Origin of the sequence: Chitinophaga filiformis, from assembly GCF_021646545.1 — a bacterium.
GTDB classification, from domain to species: Bacteria; Bacteroidota; Bacteroidia; order Chitinophagales; family Chitinophagaceae; genus Chitinophaga; species Chitinophaga filiformis_A.
Genome location: NZ_JAKIRP010000002.1, coordinates 250437 through 273663 on the forward strand (window position 1 = coordinate 250437; position 23227 = coordinate 273663).

Genomic DNA, 23227 nt, shown 5'->3' on the forward strand with positions numbered 1-23227 from the left:
CCTAACCTATATTGTATGAATCGTCTGCAAACCTATGTACTGTTTATCGTCTGTTGTCTCCTGGCGGCTTGCTATGATGATCCCTGGGAACGTGGAGTTGTGGAAGGATATGTCCCCATTTATAGTACCGATGCTTCTTTGAAACAGATCAGTTTTCAGCCACCCCGTAAGACAGTCAATGGTGGTAAGTTATTTACAGCAGGTATGAATGTGCTGCAGGAGGAAATTGATTCAGGACTACATGTTATTTCATACCAGGACCCCGCTCGTCCCGTAAAAACGGGCTTTCTGCGGATTCCCGGATTCCAGGTGGCTGCCATTGATGGCGATTACCTGTACGCAAACAATTACAATGATCTCGTTGCTATTCCTCTAAAAGCACTCTCTGCGAATATGACCGTAGGAAGGGTGGCTGGCGTGTGGAGGCAACTGGATTATCCTTCGGGACCGGACGTAAATTATTTCGAATGCGTTGATCCTTCGAAGGGAATTGTGATTGGCTGGCATAAGGCTAAAATTAATAATCCTAAATGTCGCAGGTCAGGTGAACAGGATATTTATAATCCGGACGCCGTCGGTCACAATAATGCCGGATTGGTTATCTCACGTGGTAAACTTTATCTCGTGAATGCAGAGTCGCTGGCTGCCTATTCCCTGTCGTCTCCCGGCCAGCCGGTAATCCTGAAGAGCCGGCAGCTATTGGGTACAAAAGTGGATAGTGTCTTTCTGCTGAATAATGAATTGGCTGTGCTGTATAGCACCCGGTTGAACCGCCACGACACCACCAGCCTGGAGTACACTTCTCATTACAGGGACTTGACCGACTGCTTAAAACTGACAGCAACAGGCGATATCGCATATGCTATTTCCAGTCGAAAAAGATTTTGTGGTGCTACCTCGCTCTATCTGATAAAATCCAGGCTGAAAAAGGATACGACTGCCAGTATTGAATTAAATCGTTTGCAGGTAGGCGAGACCAACGCTTTCGTTATAGCAGGCAGTTATATGTATCTGGCGGCAGAGCAAGGCATGGTGACGATAAATATCGCCGGCGCAACCCTTGAAAGGGTAGGTGAAGTGACGGATGTAGCTTATTCAGATATTGTGAACAGTGGCAACCTTCTATTCGTGCTTGGCAAACGGGAAATAATTTGTTACAGCATAGCAGCTTCCCCTGTATCTCCCGGCTTAATTTCTAAACTACCTTATTGATGAAACAACTCTACACTGTTCTTATACTTTTCTTATTAATTACCCTTACCTCCAGGGCACAAAGAAATACGCCTGATTCCTTTCTTACGGGACTGCGCATCAGTACCAATCTCGTAACGCTCAGAGAGCCTGACGGGGGCGTTTCCCTGGCACTGGAATACCGGTATAAGAAAAACTGGGGTGTGGTGCTGGAAGGTACCTGGATCTTTATTGATGAAAAGGCGGATTACAATTTAAGAGGCAGGTATTCGCCAATGGCGAAGGGCTTCCGCATCCGTCCTGAAATACGTTATTATCTGCCGGGGAGAGGACATGTTTACAAATTATTCTTCGGACAGGAAATTTCATATAAGCGTGTTAGTTACCGGGAAGAATGGATACAGCCGGTGAGATGGGATCCTAACAGCTGGAAACCGGACTATGAGAAGATATCTGCCTATGATAAGGTTAAGAACATCTACGGTACATCCGGTAAAGTAGGTTGTCAGTTATTCTTTGACAGGCCACATAAATTCATGATAGAATTCTACATTGGGCTGGGAGTTAAATACAGGGATGTAGCCTTCAAAAACGAAGTTCCTTCGCCAGACAGCTATCTGGAGGATAACAGCAGCTATCTGGTAGATGAACCCAAAACAGGATGGGATATTAATATACCTATGGGGATTAAGTTAGGTTACCGGTTTTAACACCTGCGCCCAGCTATCGTTCCTGAAATTCCGTTATATTTGGTGGAAACCAAACAATCTTAACAGTTGCGCCTTTGGGCGTGACGAAAATTTCTACGGATGAAAGAAGTATTTATAGTTTCAGCAGTGCGTACCCCCATTGGCTCCTTTAATGGCGCATTATCGGCAATGTCTGCTACCCAGCTGGGCGCCCTGGTAATGAAAGCGGCGCTCGAAAAGGCGGGCGTACCTGCCGCTGCGGTGAATGAAGTATATATGGGTAATGTGATCAGTGCTAACCTGGGCCAGGCGCCTGCCAACCAGGCCAGTATCTATGCCGGCATTCCCACGAATGTGCCCTGCACAACTGTCAATAAGGTATGTGCTTCCGGTATGAAAGCGATCATGTTGGGAGCGCAGAGCATCCTCTCAGGCGATAATGACATAGTAGTGGCCGGCGGGATGGAGAGTATGAGCAATGTGCCTTACTACCTGGATAAAGCCCGTAATGGCTACAGATTAGGTAGTGGCGCTGTCACTGATGGTATCATCAGGGATGGCCTGTGGGACCCTTATAAGGACTTTCATATGGGAAATGCGGCGGAACTCTGTGCTACAGAATACAAGATCTCCCGTGAGGAACAGGATGCATATGCTGTAGAAAGCTATAAAAGGGCGGCAGCGGCCACCGAAAAGGGATATTATAAAAATGAGGTCATTCCTGTAGAAGTGCCTGGAAAACAGGTGGTTACTGTCACAGAGGATGAAGACTATAAAAAGGTGAACTTCGAGAAGATCCCTACACTGAAACCTACCTTCCAGAAAGATGGTACCATCACGGCGGCCAATGCCTCTAATATCAACGACGGCGCGGCAGCAGTGTTACTGGTAAGCGGGGAGAAGCTGAAAGAATTGGGACTGAAGCCTTTGGCAAAAGTTATCAGTTTTGCGGATGCTTCCCAGGCGCCTGAATGGTTCACCACTACTCCGGTGAAAGCTATTAATAAAGCGCTGGAAAAAGCGAAGCTGACCGCAGCAGATATGGATTTTGTGGAGATCAATGAAGCCTTTTCCTGTGTGCCTATCGCCAATGAACGTGATCTGGGACTATCACGAGATAAAGTGAACGTATGGGGAGGTGCAGTTTCTATGGGGCATCCTATCGGATGCAGCGGTGCACGTATTGTGGTGACGCTCAGCTCTATCCTGCGTCAGAACAATGCCCGTTACGGTGTGGCAGGCATTTGTAATGGCGGTGGTGGCGCCAGTGCGATCGTTATCGAAAGAGCGAATTAGCAATATTGTTGTTAAGGATCAGGAATTTACGGGAGGATCATCACGTAAATCCCTGATCCTTGAAATTTATTGTATCAGGCTGATGGTTGTGTCAAAGCGTGAGGCCCTGCCTGGTCCATTGATCAGGTTCATATATAGATGTATGCTATCCTGCCCGCTTTTCTCCATTTTTAAGGCCTGCAGTTGCCCCGCAGGTTTTACCACATCTCCTGATATCTTCTCAAAAAACCAGTACTTATCCTGTACCAGGCTGTAGGTAGGATAGCGGTAAATAATATCCACCGAGGTGGATTGCAGCGCAAAGTCATCGTCAATCGGATAGCGTTTCATTTCCCCGTCAGACAATAATCCCAGTCCCGCAATGACGGTCAGCGTGCGTAAAGGAGGCAGCAGCAGTCCAAAGAGCAGCACAAAAGGGAAGCCGTAAAAGGCACACAGGTATACCCACTTGCCTGACACTTCCTGCTGGGTGAGGCCATACAATATGATACCAGATCCTGCATAAAGGGTATAGAACACCCGCTCCGTATAAGTGCCTTTAAACCCATAACCGCTGAAAAGCAGTATCAGGCACAGAACAGAGAATATGCACATCGAGAGATGGAAATACCAGATCAAACCCGTTATCAGCGGGGCTTTGACCTTTTTGATCTTACAGGAAATGGCCGCCAGAAAGCATAAAGAAAGCACGGTAATGGTAAACATAGGATAGGATATTAACTTATAACAGGCAGTCTGTCCGCTAATATATATAATATTTCATATATAGTATTTAAAATCTCAGCTCGCTTACTCATAAGTTTTCCTTTGCTTTTTCGCCAACAAACAATAATTTTGCCCCTGCCTTAAGATAAATGAGGCATTAACTTTCAAACTTTAAGAGTAACAGCATGCGTCAGATAGCTTTCAGACAAGCCTTACGAGAAGCCATGCAGGAAGAAATGCGCCGTGACGACCGCGTTTTCCTGATGGGAGAGGAAGTAGCAGAATACAACGGAGCCTATAAAGTTAGCCAGGGAATGCTGGATGAGTTTGGCCCTAAGAGGGTAATAGACACACCGATCGCTGAGCTGGGCTTCACTGCAATTGGTGTTGGTGCTGCACAGAACGGTCTTCGTCCTGTTCTGGAATTCATGACCTGGAACTTTGCTGTACTGGCGCTGGACCAGATCCTGAACACAGCTTCTAAAATGCTGGCAATGAGTGGTGGTCAGGTAGGTTGTCCTATCGTTTTCCGTGGACCTAACGGTTCTGCCGGTCAGCTGGGTGCACAGCACTCCACTGCTTTCGAAAGCTATTATGCAAATATCCCGGGTTTAAAAGTAATATCAGTTTCAAATCCTTATGATGCAAAAGGTCTGTTGAAAGCGGCTATCCGCGATAACGATCCGGTTGTTTTCATGGAGAGCGAAGTGATGTACGGCGACATGGGTGAAGTGCCTGAAGAAGAATACATTATCGAAATTGGTAAAGCTGATATCAAACGTTCCGGTAAAGACGTGACCATCGTATCTTTCAACAAAATGATGAAAGTTGCCCTGGGTGCTGCTGAAGAGCTGGCAAAAGAAGGTATCGAAGCTGAAGTGATTGATCTGCGTACCATCCGTCCGCTGGATTGGTTCACCATCCTGGAATCTGTTAAGAAAACCAACCGTCTGGTGATAGTAGAAGAACAATGGCCGTTCTCCAGCGTTTCTTCTGAGATATCTTACCGTATCCAGAAAGAAGGTTTCGACTACCTGGATGCTCCGATCCGTCGTATCACAGCTGCTGATGCGCCAATGCACTACGCACCGAACCTGGTGAAACTGTACCTGCCTGATGTTGAGCGTACCGTGAAACTGGTGAAGGAAGTAATGTACATGAAGAAGTAAGCAGTAAAACTGTAATAAAAGAAAGCCGGTCTGATGAAGACCGGCTTTCTCTTTTACCGGCGGTTCGGGGGAAAACCCCAATTGTGGGGAACCAATGGCCGTCAACCACGCGTGGAACCCGTGTGTTTCAACCATGGATCAACGGATATTCCCGGGAACCAATTGGCCGTTTCGGTTTAGCTCCCAAACAGATCTGACGACAGATACCTATCTCCACGGTCACAGATAATACATACCAGCACCCCGTGGTCCAGCTCTTTTGATATCCTTGCCGCTGCAGATACGGCCCCGCCGCTGCTCATGCCGCAGAAAATGCCTTCTTCTTTGGCCAGGCGACGGGTCATCGCTTTCGCTTCTTCCTCCGAAATATCCATGATGCGGTCTACTCTCGATCTGTCAAAGATCTTAGGCAGGTATTCCTCCGGCCATTTACGGATACCGGGTATCCTGGAGCCTTCAGTGGGCTGACATCCTACGATCTGTACCTGGCTGTTTTGTTCTTTCAGGAACTTAGACACCCCCATAATGGTACCGGTAGTGCCCATGGCGCTCACGAAGTGGGTGACACCGTGGTTGGTGTCCCGCCATATTTCCGGTCCGGTGGTTTTATAGTGCATGCCGTAGTTATCCGGATTGCCGAACTGGTTCAGCATATGATAACCACCTTTGGCCACCTGCGCATTGGCGTAGTCAATAGAGCCTTCCATAGATGCTTCCTTAGGTGTCAATGTCACTTTGGCGCCGAAGGCTTCCATGGTCAGCACTCTTTCGCGGGTAGCATCTTCCGGCATCACCAGTTCTATTTCTACGCCGAACAGGCTGGCAATCATGGCTAATGCGATGCCTGTATTGCCGCTGGTGGCCTCAATCAGTTTAATGCCCGGTTTAATCTCGCCTCTGTCCAATGCTCCTTTGATCATACCGTAAGCTGCTCTGTCTTTTACACTGCCTCCCGGATTATTTCCTTCCAGTTTCGCATAAATTGTAACCCCCGGATTGGCGCTGATGTGTTTGAGCGCTACCATTGGAGTGTTACCAACAAGATCTAATATCGAATGCATCTAATAACTGTTTTCTACTACGCTAATACTGCCATCCGCCCGGTAATAGATCCGGCTGAAGGGGGCAGTGCTTTTTATAAGCCATACATTTCCGCCTATAATACTATGGTGGCCCACCACAGTATCGCCGCCCAGGATGGTGGCGCCGGCATATATAATGACATTGTCTTCAATTGTCGGATGACGCTTGCTGCGCGCCATATCCTTATCCACGCTTAATGCGCCCAGTGTAACGCCCTGGTAGAGCTTTACATTGGAGCCGATAATGGTGGTTTCACCGATCACGATACCGGTACCGTGGTCAATGCAGAAATAGGGCGCTATCACTGCCGCGGGGTGAATGTCGATACCGGTGCAGCTATGCGCCCGTTCGGTGATCATACGGGGCAGCAGTGGTATCTTCAGCTGATGCAGCGCATGCGCAATACGGTAAAAGGCGATCGCATAAAACCCGGGATAGGCGCGTATCACCTCGTACATGCAGGTAGCCGCCGGGTCTCCTTTATAAATAGCTTCTGCGTCTTTTTTTAATGCATCATAAATGACTTCCGCCTGCTCCATAAACTGGCGGCTCAGCGCTTCTGCCGCCGCCGGCAACTGCTGTTGCATCGGCGCTAATAGTTGCTGCAACTCGGATTGCAGTCCATTTGCGTATTCCTCCAGTAACACGATATCAGCCATCACCTTCCCGGTATATTCTGGAAAAAGCCAGTTGATAAAATTGTTGGCAAAGTCGTTCACCGCACTGGTAGTCGGATAAGCAGTAGCTGCAGCCAGCTGGTGCCTCCGCCTTAATTCTTCTAAAAGTTGTTGCATATCCAAGTGAATTACAGGATTGAGGGAAACGATCAATGAAATTACGTATTAATGTCGAGAGTCCATAAAGTTAGTAGACAAATGGCCGATATCGAAGATGGGCGCGTTGGTTCTTGCCTCCATTTTGTTATCTTGGATGGGTATCAAGTAATTTCCCTTAATTTTGTACGTTGTTCACTAAAATAATGATATGGCCAACATTCTGATAATTGATGACGAGAAAAGCATACGTAAAACGTTGTCTGAAATACTGACCTATGAAGGATATAAGGTAGACGAGGCAGCTGATGGGGCGGAAGGCTTTAAAATGTTCAAAGAAAAGCAGTACGACGCCATCCTGTGCGATATAAAGATGCCCAAGATGGACGGTTTGGAATTCCTGGAGAAAGCCAAAGAAACCAATCCGGATGTGCCTATTGTGATGGTGTCAGGACATGGAAATATCGATACGGCCGTAGAAGCAGTAAAAAAGGGCGCTTACGACTATATCTCCAAACCACCGGACCTCAACAGGTTGCTGATCACCCTGCGTAATGCGATGGATAAAAGCACGCTGGTGACGGAGACAAAGACACTGCGCCGTAAAGTGAACAAAACTCAGGAGATGATCGGCACTTCTGGCCCTATCCTGAAGATAAAGGAAACAATAGAGAAGGTGGCGCCTACCGATGCCCGTGTGCTGGTAACAGGTGAGAATGGGGTAGGAAAGGAGCTGGTGGCCCGCTGGATACATGAACGCAGTAACCGTGCTGCCGGACCTATCGTGGAGGTGAACTGCGCAGCTATCCCTAGCGAACTGATTGAAAGTGAGTTGTTTGGGCATGAGAAAGGCTCCTTCACATCCGCAGTAAAACAACGTATCGGTAAGTTCGAACAGGCGAACGGTGGCACTTTGTTCCTGGACGAGATCGGGGATATGAGCCTCAGTGCGCAGGCTAAAGTGCTGAGAGCCCTGCAGGAAGGAAAGATCACCCGTGTGGGCGGAGATAAAGAGATCAGCGTGGATGTAAGGGTGGTAGCCGCTACCAATAAAGACCTGCTGAAGGAGGTGGAAGAAAAGAACTTCCGTCTCGACCTTTACCATCGTCTCAGCGTGATCCTGATACATGTACCTTCCCTGAACGATCGCCGGGACGATATTCCGCTGCTGGTGGAACACTTCCTGGAAAGCGCCTGCCAGGAGTACGGTATGGCGAAAAAGACCATCGACAAGGAAGCCATGAAGGCATTACAGCAGCACAACTGGTCCGGCAATATCCGTGAGCTGGGCAACGTGGTGGCCCGTCTTGTGATCCTGTCGGGCAAAACGATCATGGCAGATGATGTATACGATTATGTGCTGCCCTCCAGAGATAAAAAGAAAATAAACGCTTAGTAAATATCAGGGGCTGTTCCCACCATAGGCGGGGACAGCCTTTTTCATATTATTGAACCATGGCCAGACATCTGTACCTGATCAGCGGTATGGGAGCAGATGAAAGGATCTTCAGATACCTTAGTTTCCCCGAGGAATATACCGTACACTACCTGGATTGGCTGACCCCCGACCCACAGGAGACTTTTCCTGCGTATGCCGCCCGGATGGCGGCCAGGATTGAACATGAAGATGCCACATTGCTGGGCGTATCTTTTGGTGGCATGTTATCAGTGGAAATAGCCCGGCAAAGACCCATACAGAAGGTTATCCTCATCAGTAGTATTAAGCGTACAGGAGAGAAGCCCCCTTACCTGACCTGGGTGAGGAAAACAGGTTTGCTGCAATTACTGCGGCTACCGGATTCAATCATTTTTACACGCAGAAAAGGACTGGTGAAACTGTTCCTGAGCGCCGAAACAGCGGAAGAACAGGAATTGCTGGCCGACTATATGACCAAAACGGCCTATGGTTATCTTCGCTGGGGCATCCGGATAGTGGTGAACTGGCAGAACGATTTCGTCCCGGCATCATTGGTACACATCCATGGAGGCAAGGACAGGACCTTCCCGTCAAGGCTTATCAAGGCTGATTATATAATACCCACTGGTGGCCACTTCATGGTGTATAACCGTGCCAGAGAAATCAATGAGATCCTGCGGAAGGAGCTGGCGTGAAATGCAAAACTCTTATAAACCAATTGCATTACATGTAAAAAAGTTTATTAAATCAACCTAATCCCCTTATTTTAGCAAAACTTTTGATTAGTATTAATTAGCTTGCAGAATACAGAATATTATATTTGATCTTTTAAATATCTTAAACGAATCTTAATGAACCTGGCTTTTTGGAGAAGAAATAAAGAGGGTCAGCCAAAGAAGAAATCTGCCGTTAGAGAGTGGTTTGATGCCGCTATTTTCGCCATCATCGCAGCTACCTTGATACGCACCTTTATTTTTGAGGCGTACACTATCCCAACCCCATCTATGGAAAAGACATTGCTGGTAAACGACTTCCTGTTTGTCAGCAAGATCAGTTACGGGCCTCGTATTCCCATGACGCCACTCGCTGTTCCTTTTACACATCATACGCTGCCATTCACCAGGTATAGCAAGGCTTACTCCGAAGCGGTACATTGGAAATACAGACGTATGCCAGGTTTCTCAGATGTGGAGCGTTATGATGTAGTGGTGTTTAACTTCCCCGAAGGAGATACTGTAGCCCTGGAGCAACAGGAGCAAAGCTACTACCAGCTGGTAAGATTTTATGGACGTGATAATGTATGGGAACAGAACCATGTTACTTCCCGTCCTGTCGATAAACGTGAGAACTATATTAAGCGTTGTATGGCTGTTGCCGGCGATACCCTGAGCATCAAAGAAGGTATCGTTTTCGTGAATGGGTCACAGGCGCCGATCCCACCGGAAAGCGAGCGTACATACTGGGTAAAAACCACCGGAGATCCGCTGAACCCGAGCCGTCTCGATGAACTGAACATAGATCCTTCTCCACGCAGCGTGGATGATTCCAGTACTTTCAGGTATGACCTGACGCCAGGTATGGCCAACCTGTTAAGAACATGGCCGGCAGTGCAGGACATCAGACCGTATGTAAAATCGCCCAGACAGGATATACAGGTGTTTCCGCATGATACAGCACACTACAGATGGACAGAGCATAACTTTGGTCCGCTGTATATTCCTAAGAAAGGCGCAACGGTGAACCTGGATAGTACTAACATCGCTTTCTACGACCGTATTATCAGCGTATATGAGGGCAACAAACTGGAAGCCAGGAACGGACAGTTCTATATCAATAATAAACCTGCCAATACCTACACTTTCAAAATGAACTATTACTGGATGATGGGTGATAACCGTGACAACTCACTGGATTCCCGCTTCTGGGGTTTTGTGCCTGAAGATCATATCGTAGGTAAAGCATGGCTGATCTGGATGAGCTATGGCCATGGCAGCATCCGCTGGAACAGGCTGTTCAGAACAATCAAATAAAAGCTCGGGTTTAGGTAACACCTTCTTCCCGCTGTTTCACAATATTCTGTTACGAATTACGCATGACATCCAATTACAAACACTAACTTGTAATTCGTCATCCGTAATTCGTAATTTAGTATATGGACATCCGTAAACATTCTTTTGAATACCATTCCTTCCAGGACAGTGCAGCCTTACCCATTGCAGACCTCCGGTTACTGGAAGAAGCCCGGGAAGTAACTGCCCAGGCCTATGCCCCTTATTCCAATTTTTATGTAGGAGCTGCCATTTTACTGGCCAACGGTATTGTGGTAAGAGGAACAAACCAGGAGAACGCTTCTTTCCCTGCCGGCATTTGTGCGGAAAGAGTGGCTTTATCTACCGCAGCGTCCCTCTATCCGGGAGTACCGATACTCACTATTGCCATCAGCTATCACAATCCTTCGGGGAGTAATGATACCCCTATTTCTCCATGCGGCATCTGCCGGCAGACCTTATCAGAATATGAAGGCCGTCAGCAGCAGTCCATTCGTGTGATCATGAGCGGTCAGACGGGGAAAGTGTTCATCATCCAGACTATCAGACACCTGTTACCATTGGGATTCTCCGCAGAAGATATGCAATAAATTTATTATCTTTGCAGGAGTCTATGAAACTCTATGTTAAACGTCCGTGTCTTATGTCCGCTGCTATGGACGGTTTTATTCGTGCAAGTTGCTATGGCTTTTCCAGGAAATAAGTTAAAGGGTCTTTACAGGGAAGGGGTGAACTGCCGCAATGAAGGCAGATTTCAGGCCGCAAAGAAATGTTTCAATGAAATCTTACATCAGGATAGCAGCTACACGGTAGCATACCTGCAAATGGCCGAGATCCTGGCATTGGAAGAGGAATATCAGGAAAGCATCCGTTATTACCAGTATTTCCTCCGCCTGGATGGAGAACAAGCTTCTTCCTGGTATGCCGTCGGCGTATTATACTTTAATACCAAAGATTTTCACAATGCAGCAGGTGCTTTTGAAAAGGCACAGCAAAAAGGGCATCCTGCCGATGCAGATTTTAACCTGCACCTGGGTACTGCCTATCTGCATATCCGCCAGGTGGAGAAAGGTGTGAAACATCTGCATTCCTGCCTTGCTTTACGGAACAACGATCCCAGACCTATGCAGGCGCTGGCTCACCACTATTACCTGGCTGGCAATTATAGCGCTGCTATTAATTATTGGGACAAATTACTGTGCATCCAGCCTGAGAATGCTTTTGCCATGTTTATGCTGGGTAAGTCATACATTGGCAACGGAGAGGTGGCAAAAGGGGAGGAGCTGTGTGACAGGGCGCTGGCGGTTACGCAATAATACTATCCAGACAAAAGATAAAAAGAAAAAGCTCCCGGGATGGGAGCTTTTTGCTTTATAAGAAGTGCGTTATTACATTCTTTCAGGTACATCAATACCCAGCAGTTTCATGCTCTTTGCAATTGTTCTGGCGGTGAGCATAACGATCTGTGTACGAAGCTTCTGTTTCTCCGGCGTTTCTGCGTCCTGCACAGAATAGGTGTATTTACCTTCCACTTTCTCTGCATAGAATGAGTTGAACTGTTGTGCGAGCTGGAACACATAGTTAGCGATCACGGAAGGGCTCATTTCTTTCATGGCTTCTTCCAGCACGCTTTCATATTGCTCATTCAGCAGGATCAGTTCTTTCTCCAGCGGCAGTAAGCTGCCCTTATGACAGTAGCCTTCCAGTTTATCTGCATCAGGCGCTACCTCACGCAGAATGGATTTGATACGGGCATGCGCATACTGAACGAATACACTGGTAAACCCATGCAGGTCAATAGACTCTCTCGGATCGAACACCATTCTCTTCTTCGGATCTACACGCAGGAGGAAGAATTTCATAGCGCCTATGCCAAGCATGTTGTAAAGCGTCTGCAGGTCTTCTGCCGCCATGTCTTTCAGCTTACCGGAATTGGCTGTCTGTTCTGCAGCTGCTGCGATGGTCTCATCTATCAGGTCATCTGCATCCACAACGGTACCTTCACGGCTCTTCATACGGCCGTGTGGTAATTCCACCATGCCATAGGAAAGATGGAATATACCATCAGCACATGGTTCCTGCAGTTTCTTCAGGATCAGTTGCAGCACCTTGAAGTGATAGTTCTGTTCATCGGCCACTACATAGATGCTTTGCTCCATCTGGTAGTCGTCGTATTTAAGACGGGCAGTACCCAGGTCCTGCGTCATATACACAGAGGTGCCATCGCCACGTAATAACAGTTTCTCATCCAGTCCGTCGGCAGTCAGGTCTATCCAGATAGAATTATCCGGCTTTTTGAACAGCACTCCTTTAGCCAGGCCTTCCTCTACCAGGTCTTTACCCAGCAGGTAGGTCTCGCTTTCGTAGTACATCTTGTCGAAGTCGATGCCCAGGCGTTTGTAGGTTTCATCGAAACCTTTGTACACCCAGCTATTCATTGTTGACCACAGGGTCCGTACTTCATGATTGCCTGCTTCCCACTGCTGCAGCATGATCTGTGCCTGCTGCATGATCTCTGTCTGCTTACGGGACAGTTCTTTGATCTCATCATTGAGTTTGGCGTGTTTCTCTGCATCAGCCTTTATTTCGGGCTTATGGAAGAGGGTAACCAGTTTCTCTATACGTTCCAGGTCTGCGCCCTGGAAATCTTTGAAATCGTTTTCAAGCGCGCGGGCTATAATAGGTTCTGTCTGTTCTTTCAGGATGGTCTCAAACTTCACGTAGTAGTCGCCAACCAGGTGGTCTCCTTTGATACCGGTTGATTCGGGTGTATCTCCATGGGCAAACAGCTGCCATGCCAGCATGGATTTACAGATATGGATACCCCGGTCATTCACCAGGTTGGCCTTGATCACATCATAACCGTTGGCTTTCAGGATCTCTGCGATGGAATAGCCAAGGAAGTTATTACGGAGGTGACCCAGGTGCAAAGGTTTATTTGTATTGGGGGAAGAGTATTCCACCATTACTTTTTTTCCGTTGGAAGGCTTCTTACCGATGTTACGGTTATTGAAGTGTTGCTGCAGGTACTGCGCCCAGTACTGCTCACAGATCTGCAGGTTGAGGAAGCCCTTGATCACATTATAGCCGGACACGAGGTCGGGGTTATGTTCAACAAGGTATTTGCCCAATCGATCAGCAGTTTCCTCCGGTTTTAAGCGGCTGAACTTTGTGAAGGGGAATACCAGGATGGTATATTCACCTTCAAATTCAGGTTTGGTAGTATTGATCGCAATGTCCTTTGCAGGAATTGTCTGTTCGTAAAGCGCCTTAATTGCTGCAGCAGCAGCAGATCTGATGGATTGTACAACACTCATGCTGATAAACGGTTAATGCCAAAAGTAACGTCAAAGGTATAAAAAATCCGCTGGGCAGCCCGGGGCGCTGAATAATATAATAAAGAAAAAGGGCCGGCAACAAAACTGCCAGGCCCTTTCCAGGGTTTATCGGATGCTGAGTATTAATAGATAGTGAACTCCACCCTTCTGTTTTTCTGCCTTCCAGCCTTGGTTTTATTGCTGGCTACCGGTTGGGTAGAGCCATAACCTACGGCTTCGATCTTGGATGGATTAGCACCCTGGTCTACCAGGTACTGTTTCACTGATTCTGCCCTGTCTTTTGAGAGGGCCATATTTTTTGTTGAATTACCCACATTGTCCGTATGTCCGCCAAGTTTAAGGCTGAAGCCCCTGTTCCTGAGCAATTCTGCCAGTTGGTTCAGGGCGCCGTAAGAGCCGGGTTTAATGCTGGATTTACCAGTTTCAAACTCCAGGTCCTGAATAGCGTTTCTAACGATGCGGCGGTCTTCATCTGTAATCACTACCTGGGTAGGTACTTTAGGCTCGGTCGCTTTCGGTAGTTCACAGCCACTGCCATCTACCTTGTTACCGGATGCCGTACCGGGGCATTTATCAAAATAATCGGATACGCCGTCAGCGTCAGCATCGGCCGTCAGTTTATTCACCTCACCAGTCAGTCGATTATTTTCGGCCCGGCTGGTTTCCAGCTCACGCTGCAGGTTAGCCTTTTGCGCCTGTAGTTCATCGTACATCACTTTAGCGGGGTTCTGCCAGTTCAGTTGTGGTTTATTTTTGGGTCCCAGTGGGAATTCCACTCCTGCATACCCATAGGAGTATTTGTCTTTATTCTGGCCGAGATAAAAGCCATCCAGGTTATCTCCATCCACATAATGCATGGTATATCCCAGATCCAGGTTGATGGCCTCAGTGAGTTTAAATTTCAATCCTGCGCCTATGGGTACATAAAACTCGGTGATACTTCCATTAGGTTTGTACTCCGTCAGGCCTCCTTCCATTTGTCTGCTTACTTTGGGAGAATAACCCGCCAGTCCGGCGCCACCTGACACATATATCTGAAGGGCATTCTTTCTGTACATCCAGTTGATAGTGGCCAGATTGATAACTGCGTTCAGGCTGGTAGACCACTTCAGGTTGGTTTCAAAGGAGTTTAAGCGCCGGTTGGGTTCCTTTTCGTTCCCCAATTTGCGGTCATTATTGCCTGCCAGCTTGCCACCTATAAAGTCTGCCCGGATGCCCAGGGAGTGTAAAATCTGCCATTTTACATAAGCGCCATAGCCGACTTTAGCTTTCCATTTTGTAAAATCGTTGCTGCCTCCTGTGGGGGCGACCGGAGCCAGCAATCCGCCATTTACGCCGACCGACCATCGCTTGTAACCGGGGCCATTAGTAAAAATGGGGCCGTTTACAGTGGTCTGGGCAATACTGCATAGAGGAGTAGAAAGGGCCAGCACACACGCTGCCCGGATGAGTGAGGTGTTTTTCATAATCATTCAGGGTTACTCGGTTATTTAAATTACTTAGCAGGTGAATTAATAAATAAGTGTATTTCGCACGTCGGTTTAATACTTACCATAAAAAACCCCGTTGCATGTAAATTGTTCATTATTAAATCGTATTAAACGTGTGGGAAGAGAAACTGACGGTCGACTGACATAAGGAACTGACATATTTGCATGCTTCGTCCGTTGGCATAATCATTGACATTTGCTTTCTCGGAGACAAAAATCTATCTACAACTACAAGCGAGAATATTAACAATTATGGGAAAGATAATAGGTATTGACTTAGGAACTACCAACTCATGCGTTGCTGTAATGGAAGGCAACGAACCGGTAGTAATTGCCAATGATGAAGGACGCAGAACTACGCCCTCCGTTGTGGGTTTCTTGAAGAATGGTGAGAGAAAGGTGGGTGACCCGGCAAAACGCCAGGCTATCACTAACCCTGTGAACACGATTATGTCAGTAAAACGTTTCATGGGACGCCATTTTGACGAGGTATCAAATGAAATACCTCATTGGAGCTATAAAGTTGCGCGTGGTGAAAATAACACTACCCGTATCGATATCGACGGCAGACTATATACTCCGCAGGAGATCTCTGCTATGATCCTGCAGAAAATGAAGAAAACTGCTGAAGACTACCTGGGTCAGGAAGTAACTGAAGCGGTGATCACTGTTCCTGCTTACTTCAACGACGCTCAGCGTCAGGCTACAAAAGAAGCAGGTGAGATTGCAGGTCTGACTGTACGTCGTATCATTAACGAGCCTACTGCCGCTGCACTGGCTTATGGACTGGATAAAAAACATGCTGATAGCAAGATCGCCGTATTCGACCTTGGTGGTGGTACCTTCGATATCTCCATCCTGGAACTGGGTGATGGCGTATTCGAAGTAAAATCTACCAACGGTGATACCCACCTGGGTGGTGACGACTTTGACAAGGTGATCATGGACTGGCTGGCCGATGAATTCAAGAAAGACGAAGCGGTTGACCTGCACAAAGATCCAATGGCATGGCAGCGTCTGAAAGAAGCAGCTGAAAAGGCAAAAATTGAACTGTCTTCTTCTCAGGAAACAGAGATCAACCTGCCTTATATCACTGCAGTAGACGGTGTACCTAAACACCTGGTAAAGAAACTGAGCCGCGCTAAATTCGAGCAACTGGCAGATGCCCTGGTGGAAAGAACACTGGAGCCTTGCCGCAAAGCCCTGAAAGATGCAGGCCTGAACACTTCTGAGATCGACGAAGTGATACTGGTAGGTGGTTCTACCCGTATTCCAAAGATCCAGGAAGTAGTAGAGAAATTCTTCGGTAAAAAGCCAAACAGAGGTGTGAATCCGGATGAAGTAGTAGCTGTTGGTGCTGCGATCCAGGGTGGTGTACTGACCGGTGAAGTGAAAGATGTACTGCTGCTGGACGTTACCCCGCTTTCTCTGGGTATCGAAACCATGGGTGGTGTATTCACTAAACTGATCGAATCCAACACTACTATCCCGAGCAAGAAATCTGAAACCTTCTCCACTGCTGCTGATAACCAGCCAAGTGTTGAAATTCATGTACTGCAGGGTGAACGTCCTTTAGCTAGCCAGAACCGTACACTGGGCCGCTTTATCCTGGATGGTATTCCACCGGCTCCGCGTGGTGTACCGCAAATCGAAGTGATCTTCGATATCGATGCCAACGGTATCCTGCATGTAACTGCGAAAGATAAAGGCACCGGTAAAACACAGAATATCCGTATCGAAGCAGGTAGTGGTCTGAGCAAAGAAGAGATCGAAAAGATGAAGGCAGAAGCAAAAGCGAACGAATCATCCGATAAGGAACAGCGTGAAAAGATCGAAAAGCTCAACCAGGCTGACAGCCTGATCTTCCAGACTGAAAAACAGCTGAAAGAATATGGCGATAAGATCCCTGCAGATAAGAAAGGCACCATTGAAACTGCCCTGAACAAATTGAAGGAAGCACATAAGAGCGGCGATATCGCTCAGGTAGATGCAGCTGTTACAGAAATGAACAATGCATGGACCGCAGCTTCTGAAGAACTGTACAAAGCAACACAGGAAGCACAGGCTAACGGTGGTGCTACAGGTCAGGGACAGCCACAGGGAAGCGCTGCCGGCAACGAAGGTGTAACTGATGCTGAATTTGAAGAAGTGAAATAGTCATAAGCAACTTAGGGATATTTGGTAAGAGGGCTGGTCCAAAAGATCAGCCCTCTTTTTTGTGCCTATTTTTATATTTTGTGTTATGCAATTGACACTACACCCGTTCGAATTAAAGTTCAGACATACCTTTACCATCTCGCGTAAATCCAAAGACGTTCAGCCACTGCTGGTAGTAGCGCTGCAACAGGATGGAATCAGTGGCCTGGGAGAAACTGCTGATAACTCATATTACAATATGACCGTGCCTCGCCTGATGGACGCCATCAATGCTCACCGCGCACTGATAGAAGGGCACACCTTAACGACTCCCGAAGCCTTCTGGGAATTGTTGTACCCCCTGTTCAAAGACAATCTCTTTGCGCTTTGTGCCATTGACCTGGCCGCACATGATCTTTATGCCAAAAAACTAAATAAGAAACTGTATGAGGTGTGGGGGCTCGACATTTCTCACAACCCGATGACCGACTATACGATCGGTATCGATACGGTAGAAAATATGGTCAGTAAACTGAAAGAGTTTCCCTGGCCAATCTATAAGATCAAACTGGGCACACAGGACGATATTGCTATCATAAAGGAACTGCGCCGGCATACTGACGCTATCTTCCGCGTGGACGCCAATTGCGCCTGGGGAGTGGAAGAGACTTTACGTAATGCTGCTGCCTTCAAATCGCTGGGCGTGGAATTCATCGAGCAGCCTATGCCGGCTGAAGATGTGGAAGGCATGAAGAAAGTATATGCATCGTCAGCCCTGCCGCTCATTGCCGACGAGAGCTGTATTACGGAAGCAGACGTAGCGCGCTGCAATGGGCTCTTTCATGGTATCAATATCAAACTGACCAAGTGTGGGGGGATTACACCTGCGCGCAGGATGATTGATCATGCCAAACGCCTGGGCATGCAGGTGATGACCGGCAGTATGAACGAAAGCACCGTCGGTACTTCAGCGGTAGCCCACCTGCTGCCTTACCTGGACTATGTGGATATGGATGGCCCGCTGTTACTGGCCGAAGATACCGCTGATGGTGTAAAGATCGTTGACGGACGGATCATCTATGCCGACAGGCCAGGTACCGGCGCCGTATTAAAATAAAACTATTACCCTCAAATGTTACCCGTTATGAAAAACAGACAATTATTGTCCTTTCACGTCTTTCCGGTTCAGCAACACGATTTGCGATGCAAGCCGGCCAGATTTAAGCTGTGCATAGCCTTATTGCTGCTGTTGTCTACAACAGCCCTGCCGGTCAGCGCCCAGTTGCTGGCCCGTATCAGTGTAAAAGCAGGCGCCCGCCAATGCGTAAATGTGCCCGTTTCCACTATAATGAAGGATGTAGTAATAGCCATACAGGATTCATTACAGTTCTTCGAAATACAGCAGGGACGCCGCACACCTGTGCCTCTTCAAGTCTCCGGGGGCTATCTCTACTGGATAATGGATGGGAAAACAGCTCCGGGAAAGATCCGCACATACGAACTGTCGAAAGGCAGTCCTGTTCCGGCCATCGCCCGTATGCAGGCAAAAGACAGCGCCGGGGCCCTGGTGCTGGAAGAAGGAAAGCAACATCTTTTGCAGTATAATTACAACATTGTGGAACCACCTGCCGGTGTGGATACCGTGTACCGCCGCAGTGGCTTCATACATCCTTTATGGGCGCCCGATGGACAGGTCATTACCAATATACATCCGGAGGGCCACTGGCACCATGTGGGTATCTGGAATCCTTGGACACATACGTCTTTTAAAGGGAAAGAGACTGATTTCTGGAACCTTCACAAGAAGGAGGGTACTGTCCGTTTCAAAGGCTTTATCAGTCGTACGCAGGGACCCGTATGGTGCGGTTTCCAGGCGTTGCACGATCATATCGCCTTCTCCGGCAAACAGGAAACGGTGGCTATCAATGAGGAGTGGGACGTAAAGGCATTTAACAGCGATGGCAACACCAGCCGGATCTGGGATATCGACAATACCATGAGCTGTGCCGATACTGCCGGTATCACCTTCCTGCAGTACCGTTACGGCGGTGGTTTTGGACTCCGTACGACGGCGGAGTGGAAGGCTGCCAATAGTAAAGTGCTTACATCAGAAGGTAAGACGCGCAAAGACGCCGACAGTACCCGTGCCCGCTGGATCAAGATCACCGGCCGCACAGATAAAGGAGAAGCTGGTATTCTTGTCATGAGCCACCCTTCCAATTATGACTATCCTCAGCCCGTACGTGTATGGCCGGAGAATAACGAAAGAGGGGAGATCATGATGAATTTCAGCCCTACCAAAATGAAACCCTGGCAACTGAAATACGGGCAAACCTACCGTCTGTGTTACAGGGTGATTGTATTCACGAACGATCTCTCAAAAGAGGAAGCGGAAGAAGCATGGGAAGCATATGCAAAGCCTCCGCAGGTTACTGTTTCCTGGAGCGCAGGTCTCTGATGTTGATAATGGCATTATAGAGCCCGAAAATGCCCATAATTATAAAAACGGCTATAACACCCCAATGACCGGTGGCGCGGTAAATATAGAGCTCTATACGCGTCAGGCGAACGTTATGCAGCTGATTGCCAGCCTCCGAGAACTGGAGAAAACGGTAAACGGCAAAACCAAAGCCGATCAGTGCAACTACAGACATCCAGATCACTGTTGTCCAGGAGGCAGGTTCCGTTTCGTTGGAAGTGGGTTGTTCAGGGTTAGTACGCATATCAACAAGATACATAAAAACACAACACCCTGTACGCCGACGGCGCACAGGGTGTTGTGCCTTTTTCTGATATGTATTTTATATAGCTATTCCATGTGATCCCTGGTGACTTGCTTCATACACGGCAGACAGCAGATCCCTTCTTTCCAGCGATTTTTCCAGCCACAGGTCTACTGCACTGTAAACGATCTTCAGTGATGGCGTCAGTACATAAATGCCCGGCGTTGGTACATCTTCATTCACACCGGATATTCTGTCCCAGATAGGGTCGGTAGCAGAATAAAGACCCGCTTTGCCGGCAATCAGGTTGTGCTGATCCCAGATGCTGGCGAATGGCAGCTGTAATGCTGACGTGGCCTCGTCGAAATGTTGCTTTTCGTCAGTAGTTACCAGCAGCAGCTGACCGCCCATTACACGGATATCTGCGTAAATATCCTTCAGTTCTTTCAGCAGCCTGTTTCCATAACCATTCCAGTGGATGGAGTGGAAAGCGAGTACCAGCGGACGGTCTATTACCTGTGTGATAGATTGTGGGCCCTGTACAGACTTCAAGATATCTGAAGTAGCAATAATATTTTTCTTATTTATATGGAATGCAGGTAATGTATCTCCTGCATGTAAAGGGCTGATCGGGGTCCTGGTCTTATAGGCTTTTTTCACATTTTCAATCTCAAATTCAGGAAAAAGATCTGCGTATCTGTTGAAGTTGTTAGACATAAAATAAATTTAAGGGATGGTTGGTAAACAGTGTTTAAATAAATGGTTGTAATGATTTTTATGAAACGGTTGCCGGCGGGCGATCCGTGGCAATGAGGTATCAGCTACAACAACAGACAGCAGCGGTCTTTCTGTTTTTAAACTGCGTTAATACTTTTAACTGAGGCATGTGAACTTGTGTTTTATGTGATTGCCTGTATTGACAAAGCAAATATAGGAAGAATTTCTTAATACCCTACAAGTTTTGTAGGGTATTTATTAAGTGATTGATAATCATATACAATTCTTTAAAGAATTTGAAAAGTTTTATATTTGATGCTTCTATGTTCATCAAAACAATAGCTACATGAAAGGAATACAGTCAAATATCATCCCGGCCATCTGTTTGCTGGCTATCAGTATGGCAGGATGTAACAGTAATACTAGCAAACAGGATAAACAGGAGCAGGTAGCTGCTACCAATAATGCGACTATAATCAGGAATGATGAACTATATCCCTTTATGCTGGCGGGCGTATACTTTATACATGGTTACGGCGGTCCCGAATCCACGTTCGACAGGTTGATCAAACCGGCAGTACAGGGTGAACCGGGCACTGATAGTTTCTCTACATCCCTGCAGAATGCCTATACCCGATATTTTGTCTTCCCGTTCAAACCGCAGGATGATAAAGATGGTAAAGAAGCAAAAGCAACCCTGGCTGACTACTGGAACATCCACAACACCGCAGAACTGGAAAAATCACTGACCTGGTTGCTGGAAGAGGGGCATCAGGCGCAATACGCGCAATATCGCAAGGTATTAGAAGAAAACGGTGGGGCAGGGGCAGACATCGCGGCTATCGACCTCGCAAAATATAAACTGTCAAAGACGGATATTCCGGGCATGGAGTTTATCAAAACCCATTACACAGAATTCAGTAATGGCGGTATCAAGGCATGGGATATCGCCCGTTATATTAACAACATCTGCGTGGCTTACCAGGCAGGATATCTTAACAGGGGAGAAGCCATGGTGTGGTTGAAGAAGGCGCCGCACGTGGTGCAATCGCAGTATAGCGACTGGAAAGCTTATTTCAACGATTTTCTGTTAGGGCGTCAGTTCTGGGGCGGTGCAGAGAGTGACAACGATCGTTTCAAAAGAGAAGTAGCAGGTATGCTGGAAGGGAAGTACAGCATCTATACTTATATGCCGGTGAAATAATTTACTGTTATAATAAAATGAAGCGCCCGTCTCAATTACTGGGACGGGCGCTTTTCTTCGATTTCGCTTGCCATAAATTATTTTTATTGCTGCGGATGTGTTGGTGGCACAGTATCAAATGGAATAATTATATATGGGCAGCAGGGTAGGCTGATTATCCGGTGTAATACCTTCAGGCAGCAGGCCAGCGTGCAGCATAGCATGTGTATGGATCTTCAGCGCATACAATTTTTCCAGGCAATACCGCTGTACCTCGTTCAGTTGTGATACATCAAGTACACTGCCCCGGTTCAGGAAATCCCTGAACACGATGCTTGTCAGATCTTCAGCCATGTAAGGGTACAAAGGGAAATCCATCTCCTGTTCTTCCTCTTCAAATTTTGCCTTTTGTTCTTCCAGTACCGGGAATAACCCATCCAATGCAGTCTTTAACCGCTCAGCGTCCTGCAGGTTACCTATCAGTAAAGCATCTGTTGCTGCTACAATAATAAATGCCTGCGCCCATTGTACTTCAATGTCTTCTTCCATATCCAGCAATTCCTGCAACTGTTCCTGTTCCACCGGAAAACCGCTGATGCCATTGTATACCGGTATATATGGCGCCAGTGATTCATCAGCTGTCAACAACTGCGTAATTTCTACCGGAAGGCTTGTCCGTTCTCCTGTCAGATAGTTGATCAGGGCCGCGCTGATCAGTGCATTTTTGACCAGGGCGGTATTCTCATTATTGCGTTGAATGATATCGAAGATCCTGCTGATCTCTTCTTTTGCCGGGAACAACACGGCGGTAAAATATATGTCAGTGGGCACCAATTCTTCGTTGTCCGTCCTATAGAAATGGTCCCTGAAGAATGATTTGAAGGCTGTAAACCCTGCATCGGGTTGCTCATCTTTCGAGCCAAAACTATACCGTACCGGCATGGTTAGTATCGGTACGGCCGACCTGATATCCATTGTATACACATATGCCAGGAAGTCTGTCAATGTTGAAGGATACGCAAAGTCTTCCTTACATAAACTATCAAATACCTGTATAACCGGCTCGATTATCTCAAATACATTATATCCCTGTTTTACATGACTGAGCATCTCTCCAAACAGCAATGAAAGCACCTCGTCTTCCTCTTCTATATCACAAAGTGCTTCCAGTATCGGAGGTACTTCTTCTACTGAAGTGCTATAGCCTCCGGTAAAGCTGCTCCATTGTATTTGCTGTATAAGTTCTTTTGTGTTTGGATACATAACTTG

General features: G+C 47.3%; 21 protein-coding genes. 13 read left to right on the forward strand and 8 right to left on the reverse strand.

Translation table 11 applies throughout. The features are described from left to right. Positions 1–15 precede the first annotated feature (15 nt). From L3C95_RS07350 to L3C95_RS07360, 3 genes are all read left to right on the forward strand, one after another. The gene (locus tag L3C95_RS07350) at positions 16–1212 is read left to right on the forward strand and encodes a hypothetical protein (RefSeq protein WP_236386242.1); all 1197 of its coding nucleotides are present in this window, start codon (positions 16–18) and stop codon (positions 1210–1212) included. Continuing rightward, positions 1212–1901 (forward strand): DUF3575 domain-containing protein, encoded by a 690-nt coding sequence (locus L3C95_RS07355; protein ID WP_236386244.1) that lies wholly within the window; start codon positions 1212–1214, stop codon positions 1899–1901. The genes L3C95_RS07350 and L3C95_RS07355 overlap by 1 nt, the downstream gene beginning before the upstream one ends. A gap of 99 nt (positions 1902–2000) precedes the next feature. Then, positions 2001–3176 carry an acetyl-CoA C-acyltransferase gene (locus tag L3C95_RS07360; RefSeq protein ID WP_236386246.1) on the forward strand — a complete coding sequence of 392 codons (1176 nt, stop codon included), beginning with the start codon at positions 2001–2003 and terminating at the stop codon, positions 3174–3176. 66 nt (positions 3177–3242) lie between these two features. Here L3C95_RS07360 and L3C95_RS07365 read toward each other — a convergent pair whose 3' ends face one another. Beyond that, a complete protein-coding gene (locus L3C95_RS07365) occupies positions 3243–3881 on the reverse strand; it encodes a hypothetical protein (protein WP_236386248.1) in 639 nt (212 codons plus the stop codon). Between the two features lie 185 nt (positions 3882–4066). Between L3C95_RS07365 and L3C95_RS07370 the strand changes: the two genes are divergently transcribed. Next, a complete protein-coding gene (locus tag L3C95_RS07370; protein WP_236386249.1) occupies positions 4067–5050 on the forward strand; it encodes a pyruvate dehydrogenase complex E1 component subunit beta in 984 nt (327 codons plus the stop codon). Positions 5051–5226: 176 nt separating this feature from the next. Here L3C95_RS07370 and cysM read toward each other — a convergent pair whose 3' ends face one another. Together cysM and L3C95_RS07380 are read right to left on the reverse strand one after the other, a co-directional pair. Further along, positions 5227–6111, reverse strand: coding sequence for a cysteine synthase CysM (gene cysM, locus L3C95_RS07375; protein WP_236386251.1), 885 nt, complete (start codon positions 6109–6111; stop codon positions 5227–5229). Next, a complete protein-coding gene (locus L3C95_RS07380) occupies positions 6112–6927 on the reverse strand; it encodes a serine O-acetyltransferase (protein WP_236386253.1) in 816 nt (271 codons plus the stop codon). Between the two features lie 190 nt (positions 6928–7117). Here L3C95_RS07380 and L3C95_RS07385 point away from each other — a divergent pair, with 190 nt between their 5' ends. From L3C95_RS07385 to L3C95_RS07405, 5 genes are all read left to right on the forward strand, one after another. Next, on the forward strand, positions 7118–8302 hold the full coding sequence (locus L3C95_RS07385) for a sigma-54-dependent transcriptional regulator (protein ID WP_236386255.1): 1185 nt from the start codon (positions 7118–7120) through the stop codon (positions 8300–8302). Positions 8303–8361: 59 nt separating this feature from the next. Next, positions 8362–9018 (forward strand): alpha/beta fold hydrolase, encoded by a 657-nt coding sequence (locus L3C95_RS07390; RefSeq protein ID WP_236386258.1) that lies wholly within the window; start codon positions 8362–8364, stop codon positions 9016–9018. A gap of 156 nt (positions 9019–9174) precedes the next feature. Beyond that, the gene (lepB, locus tag L3C95_RS07395) at positions 9175–10353 is read left to right on the forward strand and encodes a signal peptidase I (RefSeq protein WP_236386261.1); all 1179 of its coding nucleotides are present in this window, start codon (positions 9175–9177) and stop codon (positions 10351–10353) included. A 122-nt stretch (positions 10354–10475) separates the two neighbouring features. Then, positions 10476–10961 carry a cytidine deaminase gene (gene cdd / locus L3C95_RS07400; RefSeq protein ID WP_236386263.1) on the forward strand — a complete coding sequence of 162 codons (486 nt, stop codon included), beginning with the start codon at positions 10476–10478 and terminating at the stop codon, positions 10959–10961. A 93-nt stretch (positions 10962–11054) separates the two neighbouring features. Next, positions 11055–11687 carry a tetratricopeptide repeat protein gene (locus tag L3C95_RS07405; protein ID WP_236386265.1) on the forward strand — a complete coding sequence of 211 codons (633 nt, stop codon included), beginning with the start codon at positions 11055–11057 and terminating at the stop codon, positions 11685–11687. A gap of 72 nt (positions 11688–11759) precedes the next feature. On the opposite strand, the gene L3C95_RS07410 is transcribed toward L3C95_RS07405, so the two are convergent. Next, positions 11760–13688 carry an arginine--tRNA ligase gene (locus L3C95_RS07410; protein ID WP_236386267.1) on the reverse strand — a complete coding sequence of 643 codons (1929 nt, stop codon included), beginning with the start codon at positions 13686–13688 and terminating at the stop codon, positions 11760–11762. A 143-nt stretch (positions 13689–13831) separates the two neighbouring features. Further along, entirely contained in the window at positions 13832–15175 is a 1344-nt protein-coding gene (locus tag L3C95_RS07415; protein WP_236386269.1) for an OmpA family protein, read from the reverse strand. A gap of 276 nt (positions 15176–15451) precedes the next feature. Between L3C95_RS07415 and dnaK the strand changes: the two genes are divergently transcribed. The 3 genes from dnaK to L3C95_RS07430 all read left to right on the forward strand — a co-directional run bounded on the left by dnaK (position 15452) and on the right by L3C95_RS07430 (position 19793). After that, positions 15452–17356, forward strand: coding sequence for a molecular chaperone DnaK (gene dnaK, locus L3C95_RS07420; protein ID WP_236386271.1), 1905 nt, complete (start codon positions 15452–15454; stop codon positions 17354–17356). Positions 17357–17441: 85 nt separating this feature from the next. Further along, positions 17442–18452: a mandelate racemase/muconate lactonizing enzyme family protein gene (locus L3C95_RS07425; RefSeq protein ID WP_236386273.1), complete on the forward strand. Its 1011-nt coding sequence runs from the start codon at positions 17442–17444 to the stop codon at positions 18450–18452. Positions 18453–18479: 27 nt separating this feature from the next. Further along, entirely contained in the window at positions 18480–19793 is a 1314-nt protein-coding gene (locus L3C95_RS07430; protein WP_236386275.1) for a PmoA family protein, read from the forward strand. On the opposite strand, the gene L3C95_RS07435 is transcribed toward L3C95_RS07430, so the two are convergent. Both L3C95_RS07435 and L3C95_RS07440 read right to left on the reverse strand, forming a co-directional pair. Next, positions 19765–20058 (reverse strand): hypothetical protein, encoded by a 294-nt coding sequence (locus tag L3C95_RS07435; RefSeq protein ID WP_236386277.1) that lies wholly within the window; start codon positions 20056–20058, stop codon positions 19765–19767. The genes L3C95_RS07430 and L3C95_RS07435 overlap by 29 nt on opposite strands. A 78-nt stretch (positions 20059–20136) precedes the next feature. Continuing rightward, a complete protein-coding gene (locus tag L3C95_RS07440; RefSeq protein ID WP_236386279.1) occupies positions 20137–20775 on the reverse strand; it encodes a redoxin domain-containing protein in 639 nt (212 codons plus the stop codon). A gap of 346 nt (positions 20776–21121) precedes the next feature. Between L3C95_RS07440 and L3C95_RS07445 the strand changes: the two genes are divergently transcribed. Then, positions 21122–21979 (forward strand): DUF1266 domain-containing protein, encoded by an 858-nt coding sequence (locus L3C95_RS07445; RefSeq protein WP_236386281.1) that lies wholly within the window; start codon positions 21122–21124, stop codon positions 21977–21979. 114 nt (positions 21980–22093) lie between these two features. Here the strand turns inward: L3C95_RS07445 and L3C95_RS07450 are convergent, their stop codons facing one another. Next, positions 22094–23221 (reverse strand): hypothetical protein, encoded by a 1128-nt coding sequence (locus L3C95_RS07450; RefSeq protein ID WP_236386283.1) that lies wholly within the window; start codon positions 23219–23221, stop codon positions 22094–22096. Between the last annotated feature and the right edge of the window lie 6 nt (positions 23222–23227).